This window comes from Haloarcula sp. MBLA0138, from assembly GCF_055632455.1.
In genome coordinates, this window is sequence record NZ_CM145746.1 from 1832295 (window position 1) to 1853720 (window position 21426).

A 21426-nucleotide genomic window follows, 5' to 3' on the forward strand; every position below is an offset into this window, starting at 1 on the left:
GGTGCGAACTCCGTACCGGACATATATTCGACAGCGTCGAACAGTGTGTTCGGGCACGCGGACTCGAACGGGGCGCGCAAGAACATTTAATTGTGACGTACACGTGTGTCACGCCATGGGACAGACCGGACGAACGGGTAAGGGAATCAAGTCCGACGAAACGCTGTTCGCCCTCATCGAAACGCTTCGGGAACTGGACGGGGCCGGCGTGACGGAACTGTCAGAGCGGTTGGGCATCGCCAAGAGTACGGTCCACGGACACCTGACGACGATGCGCGAACACGGCTACGTCGTCAAGGAGAACGGGCAGTACACGCTCGGGCTAGGCTTTTTCAACTACGGTCAGTACGTCCGGGGCCGCCTCGACATCTTCCGCTCGGGGATGGCGGCCGTCGACGAACTGGAGCGGGCGACCGGCGAGATGGCGTGGCTCATCACCCACGAGAACGGGAAGGCGATGTACGTCTACGGCCGCGGCGGCGAGAACGACATCGACATCAACACCATCCTCGGGACGTGGGTCGACATGCACTGCAACTCCGGGGGCAAGGCGATTCTCGCCCACCTCTCCGACGAGGAGATAGACCGGATAATCGACCGCCACGGGCTGCCCGCCCGCACCGACGACACCATCACGGACCGGGCAGCGCTCCACGACGAACTGGCGCAGGTCCGCGAGCAGGGGTACGCCCTGAACCTCAGCGAGGACTTAGAGGGCGTCCACGCCATCGGCATCCCGCTCGTTTTCGAGGGCGAAATCCGGGGTGCGCTGAGCATCGCCGGGCCGGCCCACCGCCTCTCCCGGGAGCGCTGCGAGGGGGAGGTGCTCGACCAACTCCGGGCCGCGACCGACGAGATAGAGCTGAATCTGGCCTACCAGTAGGACGCCAGTGCGCTGTCGAGCAACGCCGTCCCGGCACACCCGCCCCCACACGCCGCGAGGAAGACGGCGGCGACAAAGCCGTAGGTGAGCGCCATCTGGACCCGCACCGCCCGCGCCGGCCCGAGCGCGACCGCCGCGGCGAGACAGCCCGCGGGCGCGAGGGCCGCGACGGCGGCCGCCGGCGGGAAGGGGCCGGCGGCGAGCGCGAGAACGGCGAGTCCGGTCCCGGCGAAGACGCCGGCGGCCACGCGGGTCGCGCCCCGCGGGCCGAGCAACACCGGGACCGTCCGCTTCCCGATAGAGCGGTCGAACTCCGCGTCGAGGCGGTCGATACCGACCTTGATGCCAGCCAACAGGGCGGCGACGACGCCGGCGGCCGCGAGGACGGACGCGTCGACGCGCCCGGTCTGGGCGAGGAACCCGCCGACCAGCGCGACGGCGATGCCGACCGGGTAGTCGACGGTGACGGCGACGGGGTTGCGGTCGAGATAGGGGGCGTGCAGGAGCGCCAGCGCCAGCACGGCGACGACCGACAGCGCCGCCAGCGCGTCGGTCAGCGCGGCCAGCGCGGCGGCGACGGTCAGCGCCGCCGCCGTCCCGACCGCCCCGCTCCACCGGAAGGCGCGTACCGAGAGCCGGGGCGGCTCCTCGCCGCGCAGGTGGCCGTCGACGTAGCCGTCCCGGAGGTGGGCCACGAACAGCGCCGCCCCCACGCCCGCCGCGTGGAGGGCGACAAGCGTGGGGTCGACGGCAGGAGCCAGCAGCGCGCCGTAGACCGACATCCCGACCGCGGGGACCATGAACACCGGCCGGACGTGGGCGAACAGGCCGGCGGCGAATCGGGTCATGCCGGCGCTTCCCACCGGGGACGCATAAGCCTCCGGACCCGGTGACGCCGCCGTAACCAGAACAATTAATACTTCAGTTGGACTGGTACACGGTATCAGGCCCACGATGAAACTCAGAGAGGCATTCGCACGGACCGTCCGCTGTTACCCCGACAAGACCGCCCTCGTCACGGAAGACGGGCGAACGCTCACCTACGCGGCCCTCGACGAGCGGAGTACGCGTCTCGCCAACGCGCTCCGCGACCGGACGGGCGACGCACGGTGTGCGGTCCTCGCACTCAACAGCCCGCCCGCCATCGAGTCGATGCTCGCCGGGGACAAACGCGGTGTCGGCACCGTCCAACTCTCCTACCGCGCGACCGTCGGCGAACTCGCCGAGATGGCCGAGACGGCCGCCGCACGCGCGTTCCTCTTCGACGACGCCAACGCCGACGCCGCGGTCGAACTGCTCGACCGCGGGGTGTTCGAGGTCGCCATCCACGCCGGCGAGCGCGATATCGACCGGCCCGACGTGGAGTCCTACGAGACGGTCCTCGACGACGCTGCGCCGACGCTTTCGGACGCCCTCCCCGCGGGCGACGAGTGTGGCGTCCTGTACACCAGCGGGACGACCAGCACGCCGAAGGCCGTCCCCTTCGACCAGGAACAGCTCTGGTACGGGGCCGTACAGGGCGTGATGGAACACGGCATCGACGAGACCGACACCGCGCTGTGCACGACGCCGTGGTACCACATGGTGACGACCGACGCGTGGCTCTACCCGCACCTCGTCGCCGGCGCGACCGTGGTGTTGCACTCGACGTTCGACCCCACGGAGGCGCTGGACCTCATCGAGACCCACGACGTGACCGGGATGCTCGCGGTGCCGACCCAACTGAAGGCGATAAACGGCGTCCAGCGCGAGGCCGACTACGACGTGGAGACGCTGGAGTACATCCGCACCGGCGGCGCTATCGTCACCGAGGACCTCGTCGAGGAGACGACCGAACAGCTCACCGACCAAGTGTACAACACCTACGGGATGACCGAGGCCGGCCCGGACCTCTCCTTCGCGCACCCGAGCGTGCAGGACGACCACCCCGGGACCATCGGCAAGGAGGCGTTCTCGTGGGAGATTCGGGTCGTCGAGACGGCCCCGCTGGACGAGCATCCCGACCCCGAAGCCACCGTCGACGCCGGCGAACGGGGCGAAATCATCGCCCGCGGCCCCGGCATGTCGACGGGGTACATCGACAACCCCGACGCGACGGCCAAGACGTACTTCGACGGCTGGCTCCGGACCCGCGACGTGGCGACGGTCGACGAGGACGGCTATCTCTACATCGTCGACCGCGTCGACAATATGATCGTCAGCGGCGGCGAGAACGTCTACCCCGCCGAGGTCGAGGCGGCGCTCGAAGGCCACCCGGACGTCGACGAGGTCTGTGTCTTCGGCCTCGACGACGAGCAGTGGGGGCAGGTCGTCACCGCCGTCGTCGTCACCGACGCGGCCCTCTCGGCGGACGACTTGGACGAGTTCTGCCTCGACCACGACTCGTTGGCGGACTTCAAGCGGCCCCGGGAGTACGCGGTCACCGACGACTCGCTGCCCCGCAGCGACACGGGGACCGTCCTCCGGAGCGAACTCCTCGAGACGTACTTCCCCGGGCGATAGGTCGCCGCCGGCCGCCCGCTGGGAATCCCGCTCGCCGGTGACCGACGTTGGTCGGCTTTTTCACATACAAAACGAATCGGTCGCGCCGGTTCGCCGTCCGAGTACCCGTCGCCACAGACCGGGGTGTCGGCCGCGCTCGCCGGGTCGGCGATACGTGTCACTCACATTTCCGTTTTCAGTGTGAAAAATAGCCGCCGACACCGCCACGTTTTCGCGCTCAGAACAGGAGGACGAACAGGCCTATCTGGAGCGGGAAGAGGAGCAGCAGGTTCCCCAGCGAGTAGGCGCTGGCGACCCGAGTCAACTCGACGGTGTCGACCACGTCGAGGCCGAGAATCGCCACCAGCACGGCCGACTGGTAGGGGAAGAAGTAGGTGTTGAGCGCGGCGGCCTCTATCATCGCCACCGGGACCAGCGGGACGCCGGCGCTGTTGGCGAACGAGACCAGAATCGGCGTCAGGACGCTGGCGACGGCCAACCCCTCCATGACGAACGCCAGCGCCATCGAGACGACGACGACGAACACGAGCACCAGCGCCAGCGAGGCGTCGCTGGGCAGGAACGACAGGAGCGTCCCCGCGGCGAGGTCGGTGAAAGCCACCCGGCGCAGTCCCTCGGCGATGGCGAAGATAGCCCCGAGGAAGAAGATGATAGAGAAGTCGGCATCCGCGACCGCGTCGGGTTCGACGACGCCGATTCGAGGGGTGAACGCGAGGACGACGACGACGAGGGCACCGAACAGCGGGTGGAGGCCGTGGACGAAGTCCGTCGCCCAGATGGCGACCCCGACCAGCAGGAAGAGCAACATCCGGCGCTCGCGCGGCGAGACGGTGGTCGACCCGTCGCGGCTCTCGACGGCGACGGCGTCCCGGTCCCGGGGCCGATAGAGCGCGTACGTGATGCCGACGATGACGAGGACGCGGCCGACGCTCATCACCGGGCCGAGCCACAGCGCCCACTCGGTCCACGAGATGGCGGGGCCCCCGCCCGACTCCACCAGCCCCGTGATGATGATGTTGGCGAGTGAGCCGGTCAAGATGCCCGACGAGCCGTAGTACGTGGCAAACAACGGCCCGAGGAAGAGACCGACCTTCGCTTGGCGCTCGTCGAACAGGTCGCCCAGCGACTTGAGGATGGGCGCGAGGATGAGCACGCGGACCAGCGAGGACGGGACCAGCACGGCCAGCGCCAGACTGCCCACGGAGAGGGCGACGAGCAGATAGCGGTACGCCGAGACGGCGTCGGTCGCCACGGCCTCTGGCATCCGGTCGAGCGCCAACCGCTCGACGAGTCCGGCCAGCCCACTCTCGCTGGCGGCCTCGCCGATGAGGATACCCACCACGACCAGCCACGTCGCCGGCGACTGGAACCCCGTCAGCGCCAACTCCGTCGAGAAGGTGACGCCGATGAGACCGATGCCCAGCAGCGCCGTGAGCCACGGCTTGATCGGCGACCCGACCCAGAGTGCGATACAGAACAGCGTGATAGCCAGCATCTGTGCCGCTTCGGCCGACAGCGGTGCGAAGCGAAGCACCGTCCCTGCGACCAACAGCCCCGCGGGCACCGAGAGCCACGCGGGGTCTACCTCCCGGAGCGCGACCGTGCGACTCGCTATCTCGTCTGACATCCTACGTACACGACTGCACACCGCGAGCGGTTATCAGCGTACCGGTGCCACGGCGAAAGAGGCTTGCGCCTGCCCCGCGAGAGATGACCTGTATGCCCACAGAGCTATCGCCGGACGTGTACGACATCACCGTCAAGACCGCACCGGACGCCCGCTGGCGCGTCCACCTGTTCGACGGCGAGACGCCCACGCTCGTCGACGCCGGGTTCGAGGACACCGTCGACACCGTCGCCGCGGCCCTCGACGACCTCGGGGTGACCCCCGAGCGCGTCGTCGTCACCCACGGCGACCCCGACCACATCGGCGGGCTGGCCGGGCTGGCAGAGCGATACGGACTCGAAACGTGGGTCCCCGAGGGCGTCGAGACCGACGCGCCGGTCGACCACCGCTACGGCGACGGGGACGCCGTCGGCCAGTTCACGGCCGTTCACGTCCCCGGCCACACGCCCGCCCACCACTCGCTGGTCGACGAGGACAGCGGCGTGGCCGTCATCGGCGACGCGCTGTTCGGCTCGGACGCCCGCGGGCTCCCGCCGGGCCACTTCGTCCTGCCGACGGCCTTCTTCTCGGCGGACGTGGCGGCGGCCGACGAACACCTCGACCGGCTACTGGACTACGAGTTCGACGTGGGACTGGTCTATCACGGGACGAGCGTCACGGAAGCGGCCAGCGAGAAGATAGCGTCGTTCGTCGACTTCGCCGGGAAGCCCTAGTCGCCGGTGACGGCGTTCGAGAGGTCCTCGTTCGCGTTCTCGCCGAGGTAGGCCTCGATGACCTCGTCGTCGTTCTGTATCTCGTCGGGCGTCCCCTGTGCGATGAGCCGGCCGTTGTTGAGCACCATGACGCGCTCGCTGACGGACATGAGCGCGCGCATCACGTGGTCGATGAGGAAGACGGTCTTGCCTTCGTCTTTGATGTCGCCGATGAGGTCGACGATGTCCTCTGTCTCCTCGGGGTCGAGGCCGCCAGCCACCTCGTCGAAGAGGACGAGGTCGGGGTCCGTGGCGAGGACGCGGGCGATTTCGAGCCGTTTCAACTGGCCGACGCTGAGTTCGTCCGGCTCGCTGTACTTGATCTCGGCGAGGTCGACGAACTCCAGCATCTCGTGGGCGCGCTCGCGGACGTCGTCGAACTGCCGGCCGCCGAACTCGGCCCCGACGGTGACGTTCTCCAGCAGCGTGAGGCTCTCGAACGGACGCACGATCTGGTGTGTCTTGGCGAGCCCGCGGTGGCAGATGTCGTGGGGGGCGTCGCCGGTTATCTCCTCGTCGCCGAAGAAGACCTTGCCCTCGGTCGGCTCGTGGACGCCGGTGACGGTCCGGAAGAGCGTCGACTTGCCGGCCCCGTTCGGTCCGATGAGCCCGACGGCCTCCCCGCGGTCGACAGTGAACGAGACGTCGTCGATGGCGACGACGCCACCGAACTTCTTCGTCAGGTTCTGTCCTTCGAGTAGCGCCATTGGGTGTGAGTATCCCATCCACTCTGATAAACCTACCCCTGTCGCGCCGCGGCGAGGGAAAACGCTTTCAGCCAGTTCCGAGAAGTGTCCGGCGTGACTCTCAGACAGCTGTTCGACCCGTCGGCGGTCGCCGTCGTCGGCGCGTCGGCGACCGAGGGGAAAATCGGCTACGAGGCGATGGCGAACGCCGCCGCCTTCGACGGGGCGGTCTACCCGGTCAATCCGTCCGGGTCGGGGACGTTGTTCGGCGAGGCGTTCGTCGACTCCGTCACCGACATCGACGACGATGTTGACCTCGCGCTGTGTTGCGTTCCCGGTCCCGCGGTCCCGGACGTGCTCGAAGAGTGTGGCGCGGCCGGTATCGGCGGGGCGGTCATCTACGCCAGCGGCTTCGCCGAGGCCGGCGAGGAGGGCCGGCAGCTACAGGCGACCGTCATCGAGACGGCCGAGAAACACGACATCTCCCTGCTCGGGCCCAACACCAGCGGCTTCGTCATCCCCGAGACCGACCTGCTGTGTTCGTTCGGCAGCGGGGCCGAGGAGATTCCCGCAGGCGGGACCGCCGTCGTCGCACAGAGCGGGGGTATCGCCCACGTCCTCGCCTTTCAGGCCCGACGGCAGGGCCGAGGCGTCTCCGCGATGGTCGGGCTGGGCAACCGGGCCAACGTCGGTTTCACCGAGACCATCGAGTACTTCGACGGCGACGACCGGACCGACGCCATCGTGCTCCACGTCGAGGGAACCGACGACGGCCGCGCGCTGCTGGAGGCGTGTCGGGCCAGCGACACGCCGGTCATCGCCTACAAGGTCGGCCAGTCCGACGTGGGCGAGTTCGCCGAGTCCCACACCGGCGCGCTGACCGGCGACCACGAGCTGTACACCGCCGGCTTCGCCCAGTACGGCGTGCCGACGGTCGACGCCACCGACGACCTGCTAGACGCGGCCGCGGCGCTGGGCGACTCCCCGACGCCGGACGGACCGAACGTCGGCGTCGTCACCGCACAGGCCGGCCCGGGCATCATCATCACCGACCGCATCCAGCGCGGCGGCGGCCGGCTGCCGGAACTCACGGCCGAGACGCAGGACCGCGTCGACGAGATTCTGCCGGGAGTGACCTACGCCGGCAACCCGGTCGACACCGGCCGGCCGATGCCGGAGTTCGGCGAGGTCGTCACCGCCGTCGCCGAGGACGACAACGTCGACATCGTCCTCGTCTACGAACTGTTCGAGCAGTCCATCGGCTTCCCCGTCGAGGAACTCGACGGGCTCGCCGAGCGGGTCGGGAAGCCGGTCCTGTTCGCCACCGAGGGCATCGAGGAGGACGTGGCCCCGGACAGGGAGGCGCTGTCAGAGGCCGGCGTCCCGGTGTTCGAGACGCCCGAGCGGGCGGCCGACGCCGCGGCCGTCCTCGCCCGGTACGCCGGCATGGCCGCCGACGCCGGGGAGGTGGTCGCCGATGACTGAGGCCGACCCCATCGCCGCCGCGCGCGCCGACGACCGGCGGACGCTGACCGAAGCCGAGGGCAAGCGACTGCTCGCGGACGCGGGCGTGGAGACGCCGCCGTTCGCGGTGTGTGACGACGCCGACGCCGCGGTCGACGCGGCCGCAGACATCGGCTACCCGGTCGTGGCGAAGGTCTCCTCGCCCGCGGTCACGCACAAGAGCGAGTGGGCCGACGGGGCCGGCGTCGCGGTCGGACTCGACTCGCCCGGGGCGGTCCGTACGGCTGCCACCGACATCCTCGACGCGGCGGCCGACCGGGACCTCGACGCGCGCGTCCTCGTGGAGGCCGCGATGGACGTCGACGCCGGGACCGAGGTCATCGTCGGCGGCCTGCGGGACCCCTCTTTCGGCCCGGTCGTCCTGACGGGGCTGGGCGGCGTGTTCACCGAACTGTTCGAGGACACGAGCCACCGGGTCGCGCCCATCGACCGCGACGAGGCGCGGGCCGCAATAGAGGAACTCCGGGCCGCCCCGCTGCTGTCGGGCTACCGCGGGAGCGAGCCGGCCGACGTGGACGCGCTGGCCGACGCCGTCGTGACGGTCGGGGACCTCGTGGCCGAGTACCCCATCGCCGAACTCGACGTGAACCCGGTGCTGGCGTCGGCCGACGGCGCAGTGGCGCTGGACGCGCTGGTCGTGCTCGAAGACGCGGACGCGACCGCCGCCGAGGCGGAGGGGGACCGATGAGTTACGAGCGCGTCTGGACGGTCCGCTTCTCGGACACGGACCCCTTCGGCATCGCCCACTACCCGCGCATCGTCGACGCCCTCCACGAGACCTCGGACATGTTCATGCAGGATATCGGTTACCCGTTCTGGGAGATATCGCAGGACGACGGCTTCGGCCTGCCGCTGGTCGAGATGGACTTCGAGTTCGAGGCCCCGGTCGAGGCCGGCGACGAAGTGACCATCGCGCTGACGCCCGACGTGGGGTCCCGCAGCGTCCGGTTCGAGTACACCGCGACCTGCGACGGCGAGGTGGCCTTCGAGGGGTACGAACAGCGGGTCTGTGCCGAACACGGCGGCGGCGGCGCAATCGAGGTGCCCGACGGAATGCGCTCGGAGATGGCCGCCTACGCCGAGGACTGACGGGGTGAAATCCGCCCGGAGTGGGGGCAACGATGCGCTTTTAGGACTCCGGCCCGGTGGTACGGATATGGCGGAGTTCGAGAACCCGTACGCGGAGGAGGACCCGTTCGTACAAGCCCACTTCGACTGTATGGACTGCGGCGGGAAGCTCTGGGAGTACGCGATACAGCGCCAGATGGTCTGTGAGAACTGCCGCGCGGTCTTCCCCTCGGCGGACGTCTTCGACGCGCAGGCGTAGCCGACCCCCCGACAACGCGAGCGACGACCGGGCCCGATAGGCGAGGGTCCGAACCACTAATCGGCCGATGTCGGGCGTTTCAGGCCGCAGGCTGCCGGTTCGTCCAGTACACTTATGTTGGTCGTGTGCTAACGTATCGGTACAGCATGGCCCAAACAGAGCCAGAGGAGCAAGAGGAACAGGAGCTGGAGGAGCAACTCGAGTTGAGCTCCGACACGCGGGGCATCCTCGAGGAGCACAACCTCCGTCCGCTGTGGGAGGTGGAGGACGACTTCGGGAACACCATCGACGACCTCGAAGCGGACATCTGGAAGTGGGAGGACATCCAGTCCGCCATCGACGGCGTCGAGGACGACGTTCCCATCGCGGACCTTCCCCCGGGATTTCAGCGGCGGGTGGCGGTCCCCATCAACGCCTCGTTCGGGAACGCCATCTCGAACACCATCTACGTCGGCGTCCAGACCGTCTCGCCCGGCGAGACGGCCCCCTCCCATCGCCACGGGGCAAACGCCCTGCGCTTTAGCATCGACGGGAGCGAGGACATGAAGACCGTCGTCGCAGGCGAGGAGTTCCCGATGAAGGACAACGACCTCATCACCACGCCCCAGTGGGAGTGGCACGACCACGTCAACGACTCCGACGAGACGGCGGCGTGGCTCGACGTGCTCGACCTCCCGCTGGTGCTCGACTCGCTGAACGCCCGCAACACCTTCGAGAACCACGAACTCGAGCGCCAGCCGGTGACCAAGACACAGGGGTACTGGGACTCCCAGTACGGCCGCGGCCGCCCGGAGGACGACGCCGACGGCATCCCCGGCCCTTTCGAGGGCATCCGCGAGGCGACCCCGCCGTACCGCTTCAAGTGGTCGGAGATGGTCGAGTCGCTGCGCCAGCGTGCCGACAACGACGACCCCGACCCCTACGACGGCTACAGCCTCGCCTACGTCAACCCGGCGACCGGCGAGCCGCCACTGTTCCCGACGATGTCGTTCCGGGCGCAGTTGCTCCACGAGGCGACGGATGCGCACTTCCACAACGCGACGGAGGTCTACTTCGTCGTCGAGGGCGAGGGCGCGACCCACGTCGACGGCGACGCCTTGGAGTGGAGCGAGCGCGACATCTTCGTCGTCCCGCCGGACGCGACCCACCACCACGAACCCGACGACGAGGAGGCCATCCTGCTCGGGATGACCGACCGGCCGGTGTTCGAGGCGATGAACTTCTACGCCGAGGCCAGCCCCTCGTCGTAATCCGCGACGCCCGCGGTCGACTGGGTTCACCGAACCCGCTCACACCCCTTCGCTGCCCGAATATGTAGGGACAGCAACGGGTAATTTTATAATCTATCATCTATATCACCCCATACGGTATGGTTAACGATGAAAGTCCAGTAACGCGCCGGTCGTATCTCAAAGGGACCGCTGGTGCCGCCGCGGTCGCCAGTCTCGCCGGCTGCGCGTTCGGCGGTACGGGCGGTGGCGACGACACCCTGACAATCGCGGGGACGGTTCCGGAGACGGGGTCGTTCTCGTCGCTCGGGCAGGACCTGCGCCGTGGCTACGAACTCGGACAGGCCCGGATGAGCGAACAGCTCGACCGCGACGTCGAGCTCATCCTGCAGGACGACGAGAGCGACGCCCAGACGCTCCGGCAGAACCTCCAGCAGATAACCAGCAACAACGAGGTGGACATGATCTGGGGCAGCTTCTCCAGCCTGCTGGTCACCGCCGGGAGCGCGTTCGCCGAGAACCAGAACCTCCCGTTCCTCGGCATCGCCTTCGCCTACGAGGCACCCCACCGCAACGACAACTACGAGTGGACCTACGCCCCGTTCCCCAAATCTCGGGACGTGGCCCGCTCGACGCTGGGGACGCTCCAACTCATCCCCGAGAGCGAGCGGCCGACGCAGGTCGGTATCTGGGAGCCCAACTCGGGGTGGGGCCGCGAACAGGCCGACTACTGGCAGGAGACGCTCAGCGCCGAGGGGTACGACATCGTCCTGCGCGAGACGTTCGAGATCGGCTCGCAGGACTTCTCGACGCTCATCTCGCAGTCCCAGAGCGCCGGCGTCGAGGTGTTGCTGTCGAACCCGACGCCGCCGGGCGGTATCACCGCGGTCAACCAGATGCAGTCGAACAACTGGTCGCCGCAGGTGCTCAAGTTCGTCCGCGGGGCCGACCCGTCGGCGTGGTGGTCCGCGCTGGGCGAGGCCGGCGCGTACGCGCTGATGTGTCCGGGCTGGGTGCCCGGCCTGACCGGTAACGGCAACCAACGGCTTCGGGAGTCGTACATGAGCGAGTACGACACCGAGAGCCAGTACATGCCGGTCAACGTCGGCGGCTCCTACAACCTCACGCAGGTCGCGCTGCAGGCGGTGCAGGCCGCCGGGTCGACCGAGGCGAGCGAAATCCAGAGCGCGCTCCGCAGCGAGACGTTCCAGACGGTCATCGGCGAGTTCAGCTTCGAGGACAACGGGCTGCCCGCCGAGGGCGAACTGACCGCCCCGACCGGACAGTGGTGGGACGGAGCCCAGCGGCTGGCCTACCCCAACACGGACTCCGACCGCGCGCTGGACTTCAGATACCCCATCCCGCCGTGGAGCGAGCGGTAACTCCGCCTCCACGTCTCTATCATGGTACTCGGAGAACTCTTCACGCAGTCGGTGGTGAACGGTATCCTACTGGGCGGTATCTACGCCGTCGCGGCGCTGGGACTGTCGCTGGTGTTCGGCATCATGGACATCGTCAACCTCGCGCACGGCCACATGCTGATGGTCGGCGCGTACGTCGCCATCCTCGTGTTCGCGGCGACGGGCATCACGCCGCTCGTCGGGATGTTCATCGCGATGGGGCTGCTGTTCGTCCTCGGTATCGTCCTCCAGAAGGTGCTCCTGAAACACGTGGTCGGGGAGGGCATCGAACAGCCCATCATCGTGCTGTTCGGACTGGCGCTCATCCTCCAGAACATCGGCCAACTCATCCTCGGGGGCGACGCTCGGACCGCGGACCTCGGCATCCCCGGCGACGGCATCGACCTCGGGTTCGCCTTCCTCTCGCTGCCCCGGACGGTGACGTTCGTCGTCGCCGTCCTGCTCATCGCGGCGACGTGGGCGTTCCTGCAGTACACGCGGACGGGACAGGCCATCCGCGCGACCGCACAGAACCGCACGGCGGCGCGGTACATGGGAATCGACACGGACCGCATCTACGTCATCACGCTCGCTATCGGGACGGCGCTGGCCGGCGCGGCCGGGGCGTTGCTCTCGATGCTGTTCCCCATCAACCCCTTCGTCGGCTGGTCGTACCTGCTGAAGGCCTTCGCCGTCGTCGTGCTGGGCGGGGTCGGCAGCATCCTCGGGACGCTCGTCGGCGGCGTCATCCTCGGCGTCTCGGAGAACCTCGGCGCGCTGTACCTCGGCGGCGGGTACCGCAACGTCGTGAGCCTGCTCATCTTCCTCGGCGTGTTGCTGCTCAAACCCGAGGGGCTGTTCGGCACCGGAGGTGGTGGTGAATGAGCCTCATGGAGCGCCATCCCGAGGAGTCACTGCTCGCCAACCGACGGCTTCAGGGCATCGTCGCGCTGGCAGTCGTCGTACTCCTGCTCGTCCCGTTCGTCACGACCGAGGCCCTGACCGGCCTCGTCCTGACGGGGTTGGTGTTCGTGATGCTGGGCGTCTCGTGGAACCTGCTCGCGGGGTACGCCGGGCAAATATCGCTGGGTCACGCCGCCTTCTTCGGCATGGGCGCGTTCGTCGCGGCGTGGCTGACCACCCCCTCCGGAGCCGGCTTCCCGGCATCCATCCAACTGCCGATACTGGCCGCGGTGGTCGTCGGCGGACTGGCCGCCGCGCTCATCGCCTTGGTCATCGGCCCCATCATCTTCCGCCTGAGCGGCCACTACTTCGCCATCGGGACGCTCGCGCTGGCGGCCGTCATCGAACTGGTGATGCTCGACCAGCGCTCGCTGACCGGCGGTTCGACCGGCTACTACGTGCAGGGCGACCTGAGCATCGACGCGCTGGGCATCGGCCACAGCGACGTGATGTTCTTCCTGACGCTGGTGGCGACGGTCATCACCATCGCCGTCACCTACCGCATCGTCGAGGGCGCAGGCGGGCTGGGGATGAAAGCCATCCACGACGACGAGGAGGCCGCGAGCAGCCTCGGCGTCAACCCCCTGAAGTACAAGATGTACGCCTTCGTCGTCTCGTCGTTCTTCGCCGGCCTCGCCGGCGGGCTGTACGGCCACTACACGCTGTACATCAACCCCGAGTCGACGCTGGCGGTGACGTGGACCATCGACTCGCTGGTCATCGTCATCCTCGGCGGGATGGGCACGTTCGCCGGCCCGATTCTGGGCGCGGGGCTGTTCCTCGTGCTGGACACCGGGTTGGCCTCCATCGTCGGGAGCATCTCGACGACCATCGAGGGCGTGCTCATCATCCTCTTCATCATCTACCTCCCGCAGGGGCTCTACGGGCTGGCCGACGACTACCTGATAACTGACGTTGGCGGTTCGAGTGGGTCGACGACGCCGGCGGCAGACGCCGGCGAGGCGACGCCGAAAGAAGAGTAGGCCCGCCTTACGAGTCTTTTTTCTCTGTCCGCCGCCGACCAGAAGGCACGCTTGCGACGGTTCGATTCCGAGGGAGAACTGCGTTCCTACGCGCCGAGATACGACTCTTCGACGCGCTCGTCCTGTGCGAGTTCGGCGGCCGTCCCGGAGAGGGTGACCTGCCCGGTCTTGATGACGTAGCCGCGGTCGGCGACCCGGAGCGCGTTGTAGATGTCCTGCTCGACCAGCAGGACCGTCGTCCCGTCCTCGTTGATGCGCTCGATGGCCTCGAAGACGTCGTCGACCAGCACCGGCGCGAGACCGAGGCTGGCCTCGTCGAGCAGGAGGAGGTCGGGGTCGCTCATCAGCCCGCGGCCGATGGCGAGCATCTGCTGTTCCCCGCCCGAGAGCGTGCCGGCGCGCTGGCCGGACCGTTCCTCGAGCCGCGGGAATATCTCGTACACCGCCGACAGCCGCTCTTCCATGCCGTTCCGGTCGACGTACGCGCCGAGTTCGAGGTTCTCCCGGATGGAGCTATCGGTGAATATCTCCCGGCCCTCCGGGACGTGGGCGATGCCGCGCTCGACGACCTCCTCGAAGGGGAGGTCGCCGATGCTCTCGCCGCGGAACCGGACCTCGCCGGCCGTCGGCGTGAGGTCGCCACAGATGGTCTTCAGCGTGGTCGTCTTGCCGGCCCCGTTCGCGCCAAGCAGCGCGACCGTCTCGCCTTTCTCGACCGAGAGGTCGACGTCCCAGAGGACCTGCACGTTCCCGTACGACACGTCTATCGAGTCGACTTCGAGGAGTGCCATCGATTGTCACGTGATTTATCGTGGGCTTTCTTAAGCCTACCCCTCTGGACCGACGGGCGTCGGCGCTATCGGCGGGGCGTGACCCGAAAAAGGCGAGTGGTACGAGTCGACCGCGCCGCGCGGCCCGCTACGGCGTGCGGTCCGTCGCGGTCCGGGGTTACTCCTGACCGCCCTTCTGCACGTCGGCCTCGGCGTAGCTCACGTCGCGGCCGGTCACGTCGACGGTCATCGAGCCGACGGACTCGATCTCGGCGTCGATGGTGTCGCCGTCGGAGAGCTCGCTGACGCCCTCGGGCGTGCCGGTCGTGATGACGTCGCCGGTCTCGATGGTCGCGCCCAGCGACGCGTACTGGACGACGTCGGCGCAGGTGTAGACCATGTCGCCGGTGTTCTCGTACTGGCGTCGCTCGCCGTTGAGCTGGAGCTCCATCTGGAGGTCCTGCGGGTCCTCGATGTCGTCGGCCGTCGTCACGCACGGACCGACGACGGTGAACGTGTCGTAGGACTTCCGGTTCGAGCGGTCCTGGTCGCCCCGCAGCGAGATGTCGAGCAGGATGGTGTAGCCGAAGATGTGGTCCCACGCCTCCTCGGCGGGTACGTCCTTGATGTCGCCCTCCATGACGAAGGCCAGTTCTATCTCGTGGTCGGTGCGGCGGTCGGCGAAGGGCAGTTCGATGCCGTGGTCCGGCCCGACGACGCTGGAGGGTGCCTTGAGGAAGTACCCCTTGTCCTTGATGGAGAACCACTCCTCGGTGGTGATGTCGCGGTCCGAGAGAGCCTCCTCGATGTGGTTCTCGTAGTTCAGCGGCGCGGCGATGACCTTGCCGGGCCGGCCGACCGGCGACCCGACTTCCACGTCCTCGATGTCGTGGTCGGGGTCGGCGTCGGCGTACTCGCTGGCGTCGTAGTCGCCGTCGATGTACTCGACGAGGGGTTCGTCGGCGTCGATGCCGAGGCGGTCGTTCAGCGCGACGACGCCGCTGCCGTCGTCTGTGAGCAAGCCGAGCTGGTCGCCGTCGTAGCGGACGAATCGCATAGACGAGTGGTCGGTCGAGACCCCCATAAAAGATGCCTTTCCGGCCGGCGAGCGTGTCGGCCGCCGGCTACCGACAGACGGGCCGCGGCCGGTGTCACCGCGGGCTCAGAGGTGGCTGTCGGTCCGCGTCAGTTCCGCGTCGGCGGCCACGTCCTCGCGGAAGTGCGCCGCCAGCGTGTCGAGGCTCCAGCCGTCGGGCTCGACGCCGACCGCCTCCGTCTCGGGGTCCGAGAGCACGCCCACGCGATTCCCGCCCGCGTACAGCGTGCAGCCGGTCACGTCCGCGGCCGCCTCGCTGGCGAGATAGGCGACCATCGGTGCGACCCGCTCGGGGGGCATCTCCTCGCGCGTGTACGGCCGGTGTTCCTCGGGAACCGTCTCGGTCATCCGGGTGTAGCCGTTCGGGACCAGAGCGTTGACCCGCACGTCCGAGCGGTGCATCTCCGTCGACACCGAGCGGACCAGCCCCAACACGCCGGCCTTCGCGGCCGCGTAGTTGGCCTGTCCGAGGCTGCCACGCGCCGCGCCGGCGCTGACCGCGAGGTAGGAGCGCTGGCGGTCGAAGCCGTCCTCGCTCGCCTCGCGCCAGTGGGCACAGGCCGCCCGCAGCGGCGCGAACTGGCCGGTGAGGTTGTTCTCGACGACCCGGTCCCAGTCCTCGGGAGCGAGCTTGTAGCTCATCCCGTCCCGGAGAACGCCGGCGAAGTTGGCGACGAAGTCCAGCCGGCCGTGTTCGGCGACCGTCTCCGACACCAGTCGGTCCGCGTAGTCGAAGTCGCTCACGTCGCCGTGGTGGGCCGTCGCCGCGCCGCCGGCATCGCGGATGTCGGCCGCGACCCGCTCGGGGACGGCCGGGTCGCTCCCCGTCCCGTCGACGCCGGTGCCGAGGTCGTTGACCACGACGGTCGCGCCGTGGTCGGCGAGTTCTCGCGCCGCCGCCGCGCCGAGGCCGTTCCCGCCGCCGGCGACGATACAGACCGTCCCCGAGAGCATCTCAGAACGGGAACTCGCGGGGCTCGTGCTGGAGCGATATCCACTTCTTCTCGGTCACCTCGTCGAGGAAGTCGTCGGTGTTGTAGCCGCCGACGCCCGATGCCCCGGTGCCGCTGAACGGGACGTGGGCCTCGTCGTTGATGGGCTGGTCGTTGACGTGGACCATGCCGGTCTCCAGCCGCTGGGCGATGCGCTTGCCCGCGCCCACGTCGCCGGCGTGGACCGAGCCCGAGAGGCCGAAGTCGGTGGCGTTGGCGAGTTCGACGGCCTCGTCCACGTCCGAGAACGGGATGACCGGCGCGATGGGGCCGAAGTGCTCGTTACAGGCCGCGGCCATGTCGTTGGTCACGTCCGACAGCACCGTCGGCTCGACGACCAGCGAGTCCTCGACGCCGTCCAGTTCGACGATGCCGCCGCCGGTCTCCAGCGTCGCGCCGGCCTCGACGGTCCGCTCGACGTAGTCGAGTATCTCGTCGCGCTGGGACTCGTCGATGATGGGGCCGACGACGACGTGGTCGTGGGCGCTCCCGGCCGGCAGGTTCGAGACGCGCTCGGTCAGCTTCTCGACGTACTCGTCGTAGATGGCCTCGTGGACCAGATGGCGGTTGATGGAGATACACACCTGTCCCTGATGGGAGAACGAGCCGAAGACGGCCGCGTCGACCGCGTTGTCGATGTCGGCGTCGTCGGTGACGATGTGGGCGTTGTTGCCGCCCAGTTCCATCGCGGCCTCCGAGAGGTTCTCGCCGGCCGCGGCGGCGACGCGGCGACCGACCTCCGTCGACCCGGTGAAGGCGACCACGTCGCTCGCGTCGTGGCTGGCGACGGCGTCGCCGACCTCGGAGCCGCGGCCGGTGACGACGTTGATGACGCCGTCGGGGAAGCCGGCCTCCTCGAACAGGCGAGCGAAGACGAGGCCGCCCACGATAGGGGTGTTCGTCGCCGGCTTGACGACGACGGTGTTGCCGGCGGCGACGGCTGGCGCGATGGCCCGCGCCGAGAGGTTCAGCGGGAAGTTCCACGGCGAGATGACCGTCACGACGCCCTGCGGTTCGCGCTGGACGACGTTCTCCTTGCCGGGGATGTTCGAGGCGGCGTGTTCGCCTTTCATCCGCCGGGGCATCGTCGCGGCCTCGGCGAGTTGGTCCTCGGTGAGGTGCAGCGAGGTCTCGCCGACGCCCTGCATCTGGCCGGCCTCCGTCGCCAGCAGTTCGATTATCTCCTCCTCGCGTTCCTCGAGCGTCTGGAGGAGGTTCTGTGCGAGTTCCTCGCGGCGGGCCGGCGGCGTCTCGCCCCACTCGGCCTGTGCCTCGGCGGCGGCCTCGTAGGCCGCGTCCACGTCGGCCTCTGTCCCGCGCGGGACCTCCGTCACCGTCTCGCGCGTGGACGGGTCCTCGACGGCGATGGTCTCGCCGCTCTCGCTCTCGCGCCACTCCCCACCGATGTAGAGCTTGCTCCAGTCGGCGTCGATGCTATACCGGGATACGCTGTCCTGCGCCATACCGTACCATGATACCGAGTCGAATATGAACCTTTGGTAACACCGATGTCAGCGGCCGCGAGAGGCCGCCGCCGCTACTGACGCCCGGACAGCGCGGCGTCGAGCGCCTCGACCGGGGTCGGCGGTTCCTCGCGGTCGACCCCCGCGAACGCCCCGTCGGTGGGCACGTCGAGGTCGCCCAACTGGGTCCGGCAGGAGGCCCCGGGCGCGACGACGGCCTCGGCGTCGCTCGCGCGCACCTGCCCGCCGAGTTCGTCACCGATAGCCACGCTCATCGCGTGGTGTTCGGCCTCGTAGCCGAAACTGCCGGCCATACCACAACAGCCCGAATCGAGCGCGTCCACCTCGTAGCCCGCCCGCCGGAGGACGCCGACGGCGTGGTGGTCCTTCTTCGTCGCCTTCTGGTGGCAGTGGCCGTGGTAGGCCAGCGAGCGGTCGGGCGCGTCGGCCGCGAGCCCCTCGTCGAGCCGGAAGGTGTCGAGGTACTCACAGACGCCGTAGCTGTTGGCCGCCAGCGCCTCGGCGTCCTCGCCCGAGAGCAGGTCCAGATAGTCCGACTGGAGCATCACGGCGTCGCTGGGTTCGACCACGACCACGTCCCAGCCGTCGGCGACGCGGGGCGCGAGCGCGTCGACGGCTTCCCGGGCCGTCTCCCGGGTCGCGTCGACGAACCCCTTCGAGTACGAGGGTCGGCCGCTGTCGGTCACGTCGGCCATCTCGACGTAGACGCCGGCCGCCTCCAGCACCCGCACCGCGGCCTTCCCGACCTCGGGGTGGCTGAAGTTGGTGTAGGTGTCCGGGAACAGGACGACCCGGCGCTGGGCCTCGCTCTCGGGGACTGCCGGTCCGCGGTCGGCGAACCAGTCCCGCAGGCTCTCGCGCTCGAAGGTCGGCAGCGAGCGCTCGCGGGCGATGCCGAGCGTCTTCTCCATGACGGCCCGCGCCCCCGGCAGTTTCGGTCCCCAGTTCGAGACGGGGGCCAGCGCGCTGCCGACGCGGGCCAGCGTGTCGACGTTGGCGAAGACGCGCTCGCGGAGGCTCGCCCCGTGTTCTTGGTGGTGGGCGTGTTCGACCTCGACTTTCAGCTTCGCCATGTCGACCTCGCTCGGGCAGTCGTGAGCACACCCCTTACAGCCGATACAGAGGTCCATCACCTCCGAGACGAACTCGTCGTCGGTCGGGTCGTCGGGCAGGTCGCCGCTCATGGCCTGCCGGAGCATGTTCGCTCGGCCGCGGGTCGAGGTGACCTCCTCGTCGGCGGCCCGGTAGGTCGGGCACATCACGCCGCCCTCGGACTGCTGGGTGCGACAGCCGCCACAGCCGTGACAGAGTTCGACCATCCCCTGCATCCCGTTCTCGTTGTCCCACGACAGCGACGCGTCGAAGCCGGCATCGAACTCGTAGCCGGGGTCGAACCGGAGGTTCTCGGTCAGGGACACGTCGCCACAGACCTGTCCGGGGTTGAGCAGCCAGTCGGGGTCGAAGGCGGTCTTCAGGTCGCGGAACGCCTCCCACAGCCCCTCGCCGTACAGCTTCCGGTTCCACTGGGTGCGGGCGCGGCCGTCGCCGTGTTCCCCGGAGACCGAACCGCCGAACTCCACGACGAGGTCGGTGACGGCCTCGCCGATGTTCTCCATCGCGTCGAGGTCCGTCTGGGACTTCGTGTTCACCAGCGGGCGGACGTGGAGCACGCCCGGCCCGGCGTGGGCGTAGAAGGAGGCGAACGTGTCGTTGTCCTCCAGCACGTCCTGAAAGCCCTCGACGAACTCCGGCAGGTGTTCGGGCGGGATGGCGCAGTCCTCGAGGAAGCTGATGTGTTTCTCGTCGCTGGTCCGGGACAGCAGGATGGGCAGGCCGGACTTGCGGAGCTTCCACAGTTCCTTGCGGTCGGCGGGGTCGTGGGCCTCCAAGGCGTCGAAGGCGTAGCGGTCGCCGTCGTCTCCCTCGCCGTCGTCCGCGTCGTCGGGCACCCGGTCGGCCAGCAGGTCCGCCACCCGCTCGCGGCCCGCCGCGTCGTCGGCGGCGTAGAACTCCACGAGCAGCGCGGCCCGCGCCCGGTCGGGGAGCTTGGCGGCCACGTCCTCGAACTCCGTGGTGTCGGCCGCGAGGTCGATGAGCACGTCGTCGATGAGTTCGACCGCCGCGGGGTCGTGGTCGAGGACGTGGGTCACGTCGCTGACGGCCTCGACGACGCTGTCGTAGGTCAGCAGGGCGACCGACTTGGTCTCGGGCAGTGGCTCCAGCGAGACGGTGGCGGCGGTGACGACGGCCAGCGTGCCCTCGCTGCCCGCGAGCAGGCGCGCGAGGTTCACGACGCCGGCCTCGCCGTACTCGCCCTCGTACTCGGCGACGAGTCGGTCGAGGTTGTACCCCGAGACGTTGCGCTTGAGTTCGGGGTAGCGCTCGTCTATCTCCGCGGCGTGGTCGTCCAGCAGTTCCACGACGCCGGCGGCGATGCGGGCTTCGAGGTCGTCGCTCCCGGCGTCGGCCCGCTCGCGCAGGTCCGCGACGGCCACCTCGCCGAACGTGGTGACGGTGCCGTCCGCGAGGACGACCTCGCACTCCTCGACGTAGTGGTCGGTCTTCTCGTAGACCAGCGAGTGCGCGCCCGTGGAGTTGTTGCCGATGGCCCCGCCGATGGCGCTGCGGTTGCCCGCCGCGGGGTCGGGCCCGAAGGTCAAGCCGAACTCGGCGGCGCGGTCGTTGAGGTCCGCCAGCACCGCGCCGGACTGCACGCGGGCCTCGCTAGCGTCGGGGTCGACCGACTCGACGGCGTCCATGTGGCGCGTGAAATCCAGCACGACGGCCTCGTTGACCGTCTGGCCGGCGAGGCTCGTCCCGCCCCCGCGGGGCAGGACGGGTATCTCCCGGTCGGCGCAGTAGGAGACGACGCTCGCCACGTCCGCCGTCGAAGCGGGGAAGACGACGCCGATGGGCGTCACCTCGTAGGCGCTGGCGTCGGTCGCGTACAGTTGGCGGGAGTACTCGTCGAAGCGGACCTCGCCGTCGACGCGCGATTCGAGGTCCGAAACGAGTCCCGGTCGCTCGACCCGGCCGCCGACGTAGTCGTAGTCCGCTCGCTCGTCGCTCGCCGTCGGGGCGAGGCGGACGCCGCCGTCGGGGGCGGCGTCGCTGTCGTCGTTGGGCATGTGCAATCTAGTGTGGGAACCAATCACTTAACCCCGCCGTTGTCGGCACGGTTCGGCGGGGGTACAGTTTTGCCGACCGC

19 protein-coding genes are annotated in these 21426 nt (G+C 68.9%); 11 read left to right on the forward strand and 8 right to left on the reverse strand.

The window, feature by feature from the left end; all coding sequences use genetic code 11:
* Nucleotides 1–115: 115 nt before the first annotated feature.
* Nucleotides 116–883: an IclR family transcriptional regulator gene (locus tag ACV7JO_RS09750; RefSeq protein ID WP_470353216.1), complete on the forward strand. Its 768-nt coding sequence runs from the start codon at nucleotides 116–118 to the stop codon at nucleotides 881–883.
* Here the strand turns inward: ACV7JO_RS09750 and ACV7JO_RS09755 are convergent.
* On the reverse strand, nucleotides 874–1731 hold the full coding sequence (locus tag ACV7JO_RS09755) for a UbiA family prenyltransferase (RefSeq protein ID WP_470353217.1): 858 nt from the start codon (nucleotides 1729–1731) through the stop codon (nucleotides 874–876). The two genes, ACV7JO_RS09750 and ACV7JO_RS09755, sit on opposite strands and share 10 nt — an antisense overlap.
* A gap of 106 nt (nucleotides 1732–1837) precedes the next feature.
* Here ACV7JO_RS09755 and ACV7JO_RS09760 point away from each other — a divergent pair, with 106 nt between their 5' ends.
* A complete protein-coding gene (locus tag ACV7JO_RS09760; RefSeq protein ID WP_470353218.1) occupies nucleotides 1838–3385 on the forward strand; it encodes a class I adenylate-forming enzyme family protein in 1548 nt (515 codons plus the stop codon).
* A gap of 217 nt (nucleotides 3386–3602) precedes the next feature.
* On the opposite strand, the gene ACV7JO_RS09765 is transcribed toward ACV7JO_RS09760, so the two are convergent.
* Nucleotides 3603–5012: an SLC13 family permease gene (locus ACV7JO_RS09765; RefSeq protein WP_470353219.1), complete on the reverse strand. Its 1410-nt coding sequence runs from the start codon at nucleotides 5010–5012 to the stop codon at nucleotides 3603–3605.
* Nucleotides 5013–5104: 92 nt separating this feature from the next.
* Here ACV7JO_RS09765 and ACV7JO_RS09770 point away from each other — a divergent pair, with 92 nt between their 5' ends.
* Complete coding sequence (locus tag ACV7JO_RS09770; RefSeq protein ID WP_470353220.1) at nucleotides 5105–5725, forward strand: MBL fold metallo-hydrolase; 621 nt, start codon at nucleotides 5105–5107, stop codon at nucleotides 5723–5725.
* On the opposite strand, the gene ACV7JO_RS09775 is transcribed toward ACV7JO_RS09770, so the two are convergent.
* Nucleotides 5722–6471 (reverse strand): ABC transporter ATP-binding protein, encoded by a 750-nt coding sequence (locus ACV7JO_RS09775; RefSeq protein WP_470353221.1) that lies wholly within the window; start codon nucleotides 6469–6471, stop codon nucleotides 5722–5724. The two genes, ACV7JO_RS09770 and ACV7JO_RS09775, sit on opposite strands and share 4 nt — an antisense overlap.
* Nucleotides 6472–6564: 93 nt before the next feature.
* Between ACV7JO_RS09775 and ACV7JO_RS09780 the strand changes: the two genes are divergently transcribed.
* From ACV7JO_RS09780 to ACV7JO_RS09815, 8 genes are all read left to right on the forward strand, one after another.
* The gene (locus ACV7JO_RS09780) at nucleotides 6565–7935 is read left to right on the forward strand and encodes a CoA-binding protein (RefSeq protein ID WP_470353222.1); all 1371 of its coding nucleotides are present in this window, start codon (nucleotides 6565–6567) and stop codon (nucleotides 7933–7935) included.
* Entirely contained in the window at nucleotides 7928–8662 is a 735-nt protein-coding gene (locus ACV7JO_RS09785) for an acetate--CoA ligase family protein (protein WP_470353223.1), read from the forward strand. Before ACV7JO_RS09780 ends, ACV7JO_RS09785 begins: the two co-directional genes overlap by 8 nt.
* Nucleotides 8659–9063, forward strand: a complete 405-nt coding sequence (locus tag ACV7JO_RS09790) for an acyl-CoA thioesterase (RefSeq protein WP_470353224.1) — start codon at nucleotides 8659–8661, stop codon at nucleotides 9061–9063. The genes ACV7JO_RS09785 and ACV7JO_RS09790 overlap by 4 nt, the downstream gene beginning before the upstream one ends.
* A 67-nt stretch (nucleotides 9064–9130) precedes the next feature.
* Nucleotides 9131–9301, forward strand: coding sequence for a hypothetical protein (locus ACV7JO_RS09795; protein WP_470353225.1), 171 nt, complete (start codon nucleotides 9131–9133; stop codon nucleotides 9299–9301).
* 146 nt (nucleotides 9302–9447) lie between these two features.
* Nucleotides 9448–10551, forward strand: a complete 1104-nt coding sequence (locus tag ACV7JO_RS09800; RefSeq protein WP_470353226.1) for a cupin domain-containing protein — start codon at nucleotides 9448–9450, stop codon at nucleotides 10549–10551.
* Nucleotides 10552–10670: 119 nt separating this feature from the next.
* Nucleotides 10671–11912, forward strand: a complete 1242-nt coding sequence (locus tag ACV7JO_RS09805) for an ABC transporter substrate-binding protein (RefSeq protein WP_470353227.1) — start codon at nucleotides 10671–10673, stop codon at nucleotides 11910–11912.
* 21 nt (nucleotides 11913–11933) lie between these two features.
* Complete coding sequence (locus ACV7JO_RS09810) at nucleotides 11934–12815, forward strand: branched-chain amino acid ABC transporter permease (protein WP_470353228.1); 882 nt, start codon at nucleotides 11934–11936, stop codon at nucleotides 12813–12815.
* Complete coding sequence (locus tag ACV7JO_RS09815; protein ID WP_470353229.1) at nucleotides 12812–13876, forward strand: branched-chain amino acid ABC transporter permease; 1065 nt, start codon at nucleotides 12812–12814, stop codon at nucleotides 13874–13876. The genes ACV7JO_RS09810 and ACV7JO_RS09815 overlap by 4 nt, the downstream gene beginning before the upstream one ends.
* A gap of 86 nt (nucleotides 13877–13962) precedes the next feature.
* Here the strand turns inward: ACV7JO_RS09815 and ACV7JO_RS09820 are convergent, their stop codons facing one another.
* The 5 genes from ACV7JO_RS09820 to ACV7JO_RS09840 form a co-directional block, all read right to left on the reverse strand.
* Nucleotides 13963–14667 (reverse strand): ABC transporter ATP-binding protein, encoded by a 705-nt coding sequence (locus ACV7JO_RS09820; RefSeq protein WP_470353230.1) that lies wholly within the window; start codon nucleotides 14665–14667, stop codon nucleotides 13963–13965.
* A 157-nt stretch (nucleotides 14668–14824) separates the two neighbouring features.
* Nucleotides 14825–15703 carry a fumarylacetoacetate hydrolase family protein gene (locus ACV7JO_RS09825; protein WP_470353231.1) on the reverse strand — a complete coding sequence of 293 codons (879 nt, stop codon included), beginning with the start codon at nucleotides 15701–15703 and terminating at the stop codon, nucleotides 14825–14827.
* Between the two features lie 105 nt (nucleotides 15704–15808).
* Nucleotides 15809–16696, reverse strand: coding sequence for an SDR family oxidoreductase (locus ACV7JO_RS09830; protein WP_470353232.1), 888 nt, complete (start codon nucleotides 16694–16696; stop codon nucleotides 15809–15811).
* Nucleotide 16697: 1 nt separating this feature from the next.
* On the reverse strand, nucleotides 16698–18197 hold the full coding sequence (locus ACV7JO_RS09835) for an aldehyde dehydrogenase family protein (RefSeq protein WP_470353233.1): 1500 nt from the start codon (nucleotides 18195–18197) through the stop codon (nucleotides 16698–16700).
* 74 nt (nucleotides 18198–18271) lie between these two features.
* On the reverse strand, nucleotides 18272–21346 hold the full coding sequence (locus tag ACV7JO_RS09840) for an FAD-binding and (Fe-S)-binding domain-containing protein (protein WP_470353234.1): 3075 nt from the start codon (nucleotides 21344–21346) through the stop codon (nucleotides 18272–18274).
* Nucleotides 21347–21426 lie beyond the last annotated feature (80 nt).

Coding starts and splice junctions, on each gene's coding strand:
- ACV7JO_RS09750 (WP_470353216.1), top strand. CDS start 116: ATGGGACAGACCGGACGAACGGGTAAGGGAATCAAGTCCGACGAAACG.
- ACV7JO_RS09755 (WP_470353217.1), bottom strand. CDS start 1,731: ATGACCCGATTCGCCGCCGGCCTGTTCGCCCACGTCCGGCCGGTGTTC.
- ACV7JO_RS09760 (WP_470353218.1), top strand. CDS start 1,838: ATGAAACTCAGAGAGGCATTCGCACGGACCGTCCGCTGTTACCCCGAC.
- ACV7JO_RS09765 (WP_470353219.1), bottom strand. CDS start 5,012: ATGTCAGACGAGATAGCGAGTCGCACGGTCGCGCTCCGGGAGGTAGAC.
- ACV7JO_RS09770 (WP_470353220.1), top strand. CDS start 5,105: ATGCCCACAGAGCTATCGCCGGACGTGTACGACATCACCGTCAAGACC.
- ACV7JO_RS09775 (WP_470353221.1), bottom strand. CDS start 6,471: ATGGCGCTACTCGAAGGACAGAACCTGACGAAGAAGTTCGGTGGCGTC.
- ACV7JO_RS09785 (WP_470353223.1), top strand. CDS start 7,928: ATGACTGAGGCCGACCCCATCGCCGCCGCGCGCGCCGACGACCGGCGG.
- ACV7JO_RS09790 (WP_470353224.1), top strand. CDS start 8,659: ATGAGTTACGAGCGCGTCTGGACGGTCCGCTTCTCGGACACGGACCCC.
- ACV7JO_RS09795 (WP_470353225.1), top strand. CDS start 9,131: ATGGCGGAGTTCGAGAACCCGTACGCGGAGGAGGACCCGTTCGTACAA.
- ACV7JO_RS09800 (WP_470353226.1), top strand. CDS start 9,448: ATGGCCCAAACAGAGCCAGAGGAGCAAGAGGAACAGGAGCTGGAGGAG.
- ACV7JO_RS09805 (WP_470353227.1), top strand. CDS start 10,671: ATGGTTAACGATGAAAGTCCAGTAACGCGCCGGTCGTATCTCAAAGGG.
- ACV7JO_RS09810 (WP_470353228.1), top strand. CDS start 11,934: ATGGTACTCGGAGAACTCTTCACGCAGTCGGTGGTGAACGGTATCCTA.
- ACV7JO_RS09815 (WP_470353229.1), top strand. CDS start 12,812: ATGAGCCTCATGGAGCGCCATCCCGAGGAGTCACTGCTCGCCAACCGA.
- ACV7JO_RS09820 (WP_470353230.1), bottom strand. CDS start 14,667: ATGGCACTCCTCGAAGTCGACTCGATAGACGTGTCGTACGGGAACGTG.
- ACV7JO_RS09825 (WP_470353231.1), bottom strand. CDS start 15,703: ATGCGATTCGTCCGCTACGACGGCGACCAGCTCGGCTTGCTCACAGAC.
- ACV7JO_RS09830 (WP_470353232.1), bottom strand. CDS start 16,696: ATGCTCTCGGGGACGGTCTGTATCGTCGCCGGCGGCGGGAACGGCCTC.
- ACV7JO_RS09835 (WP_470353233.1), bottom strand. CDS start 18,197: ATGGCGCAGGACAGCGTATCCCGGTATAGCATCGACGCCGACTGGAGC.
- ACV7JO_RS09840 (WP_470353234.1), bottom strand. CDS start 21,346: ATGCCCAACGACGACAGCGACGCCGCCCCCGACGGCGGCGTCCGCCTC.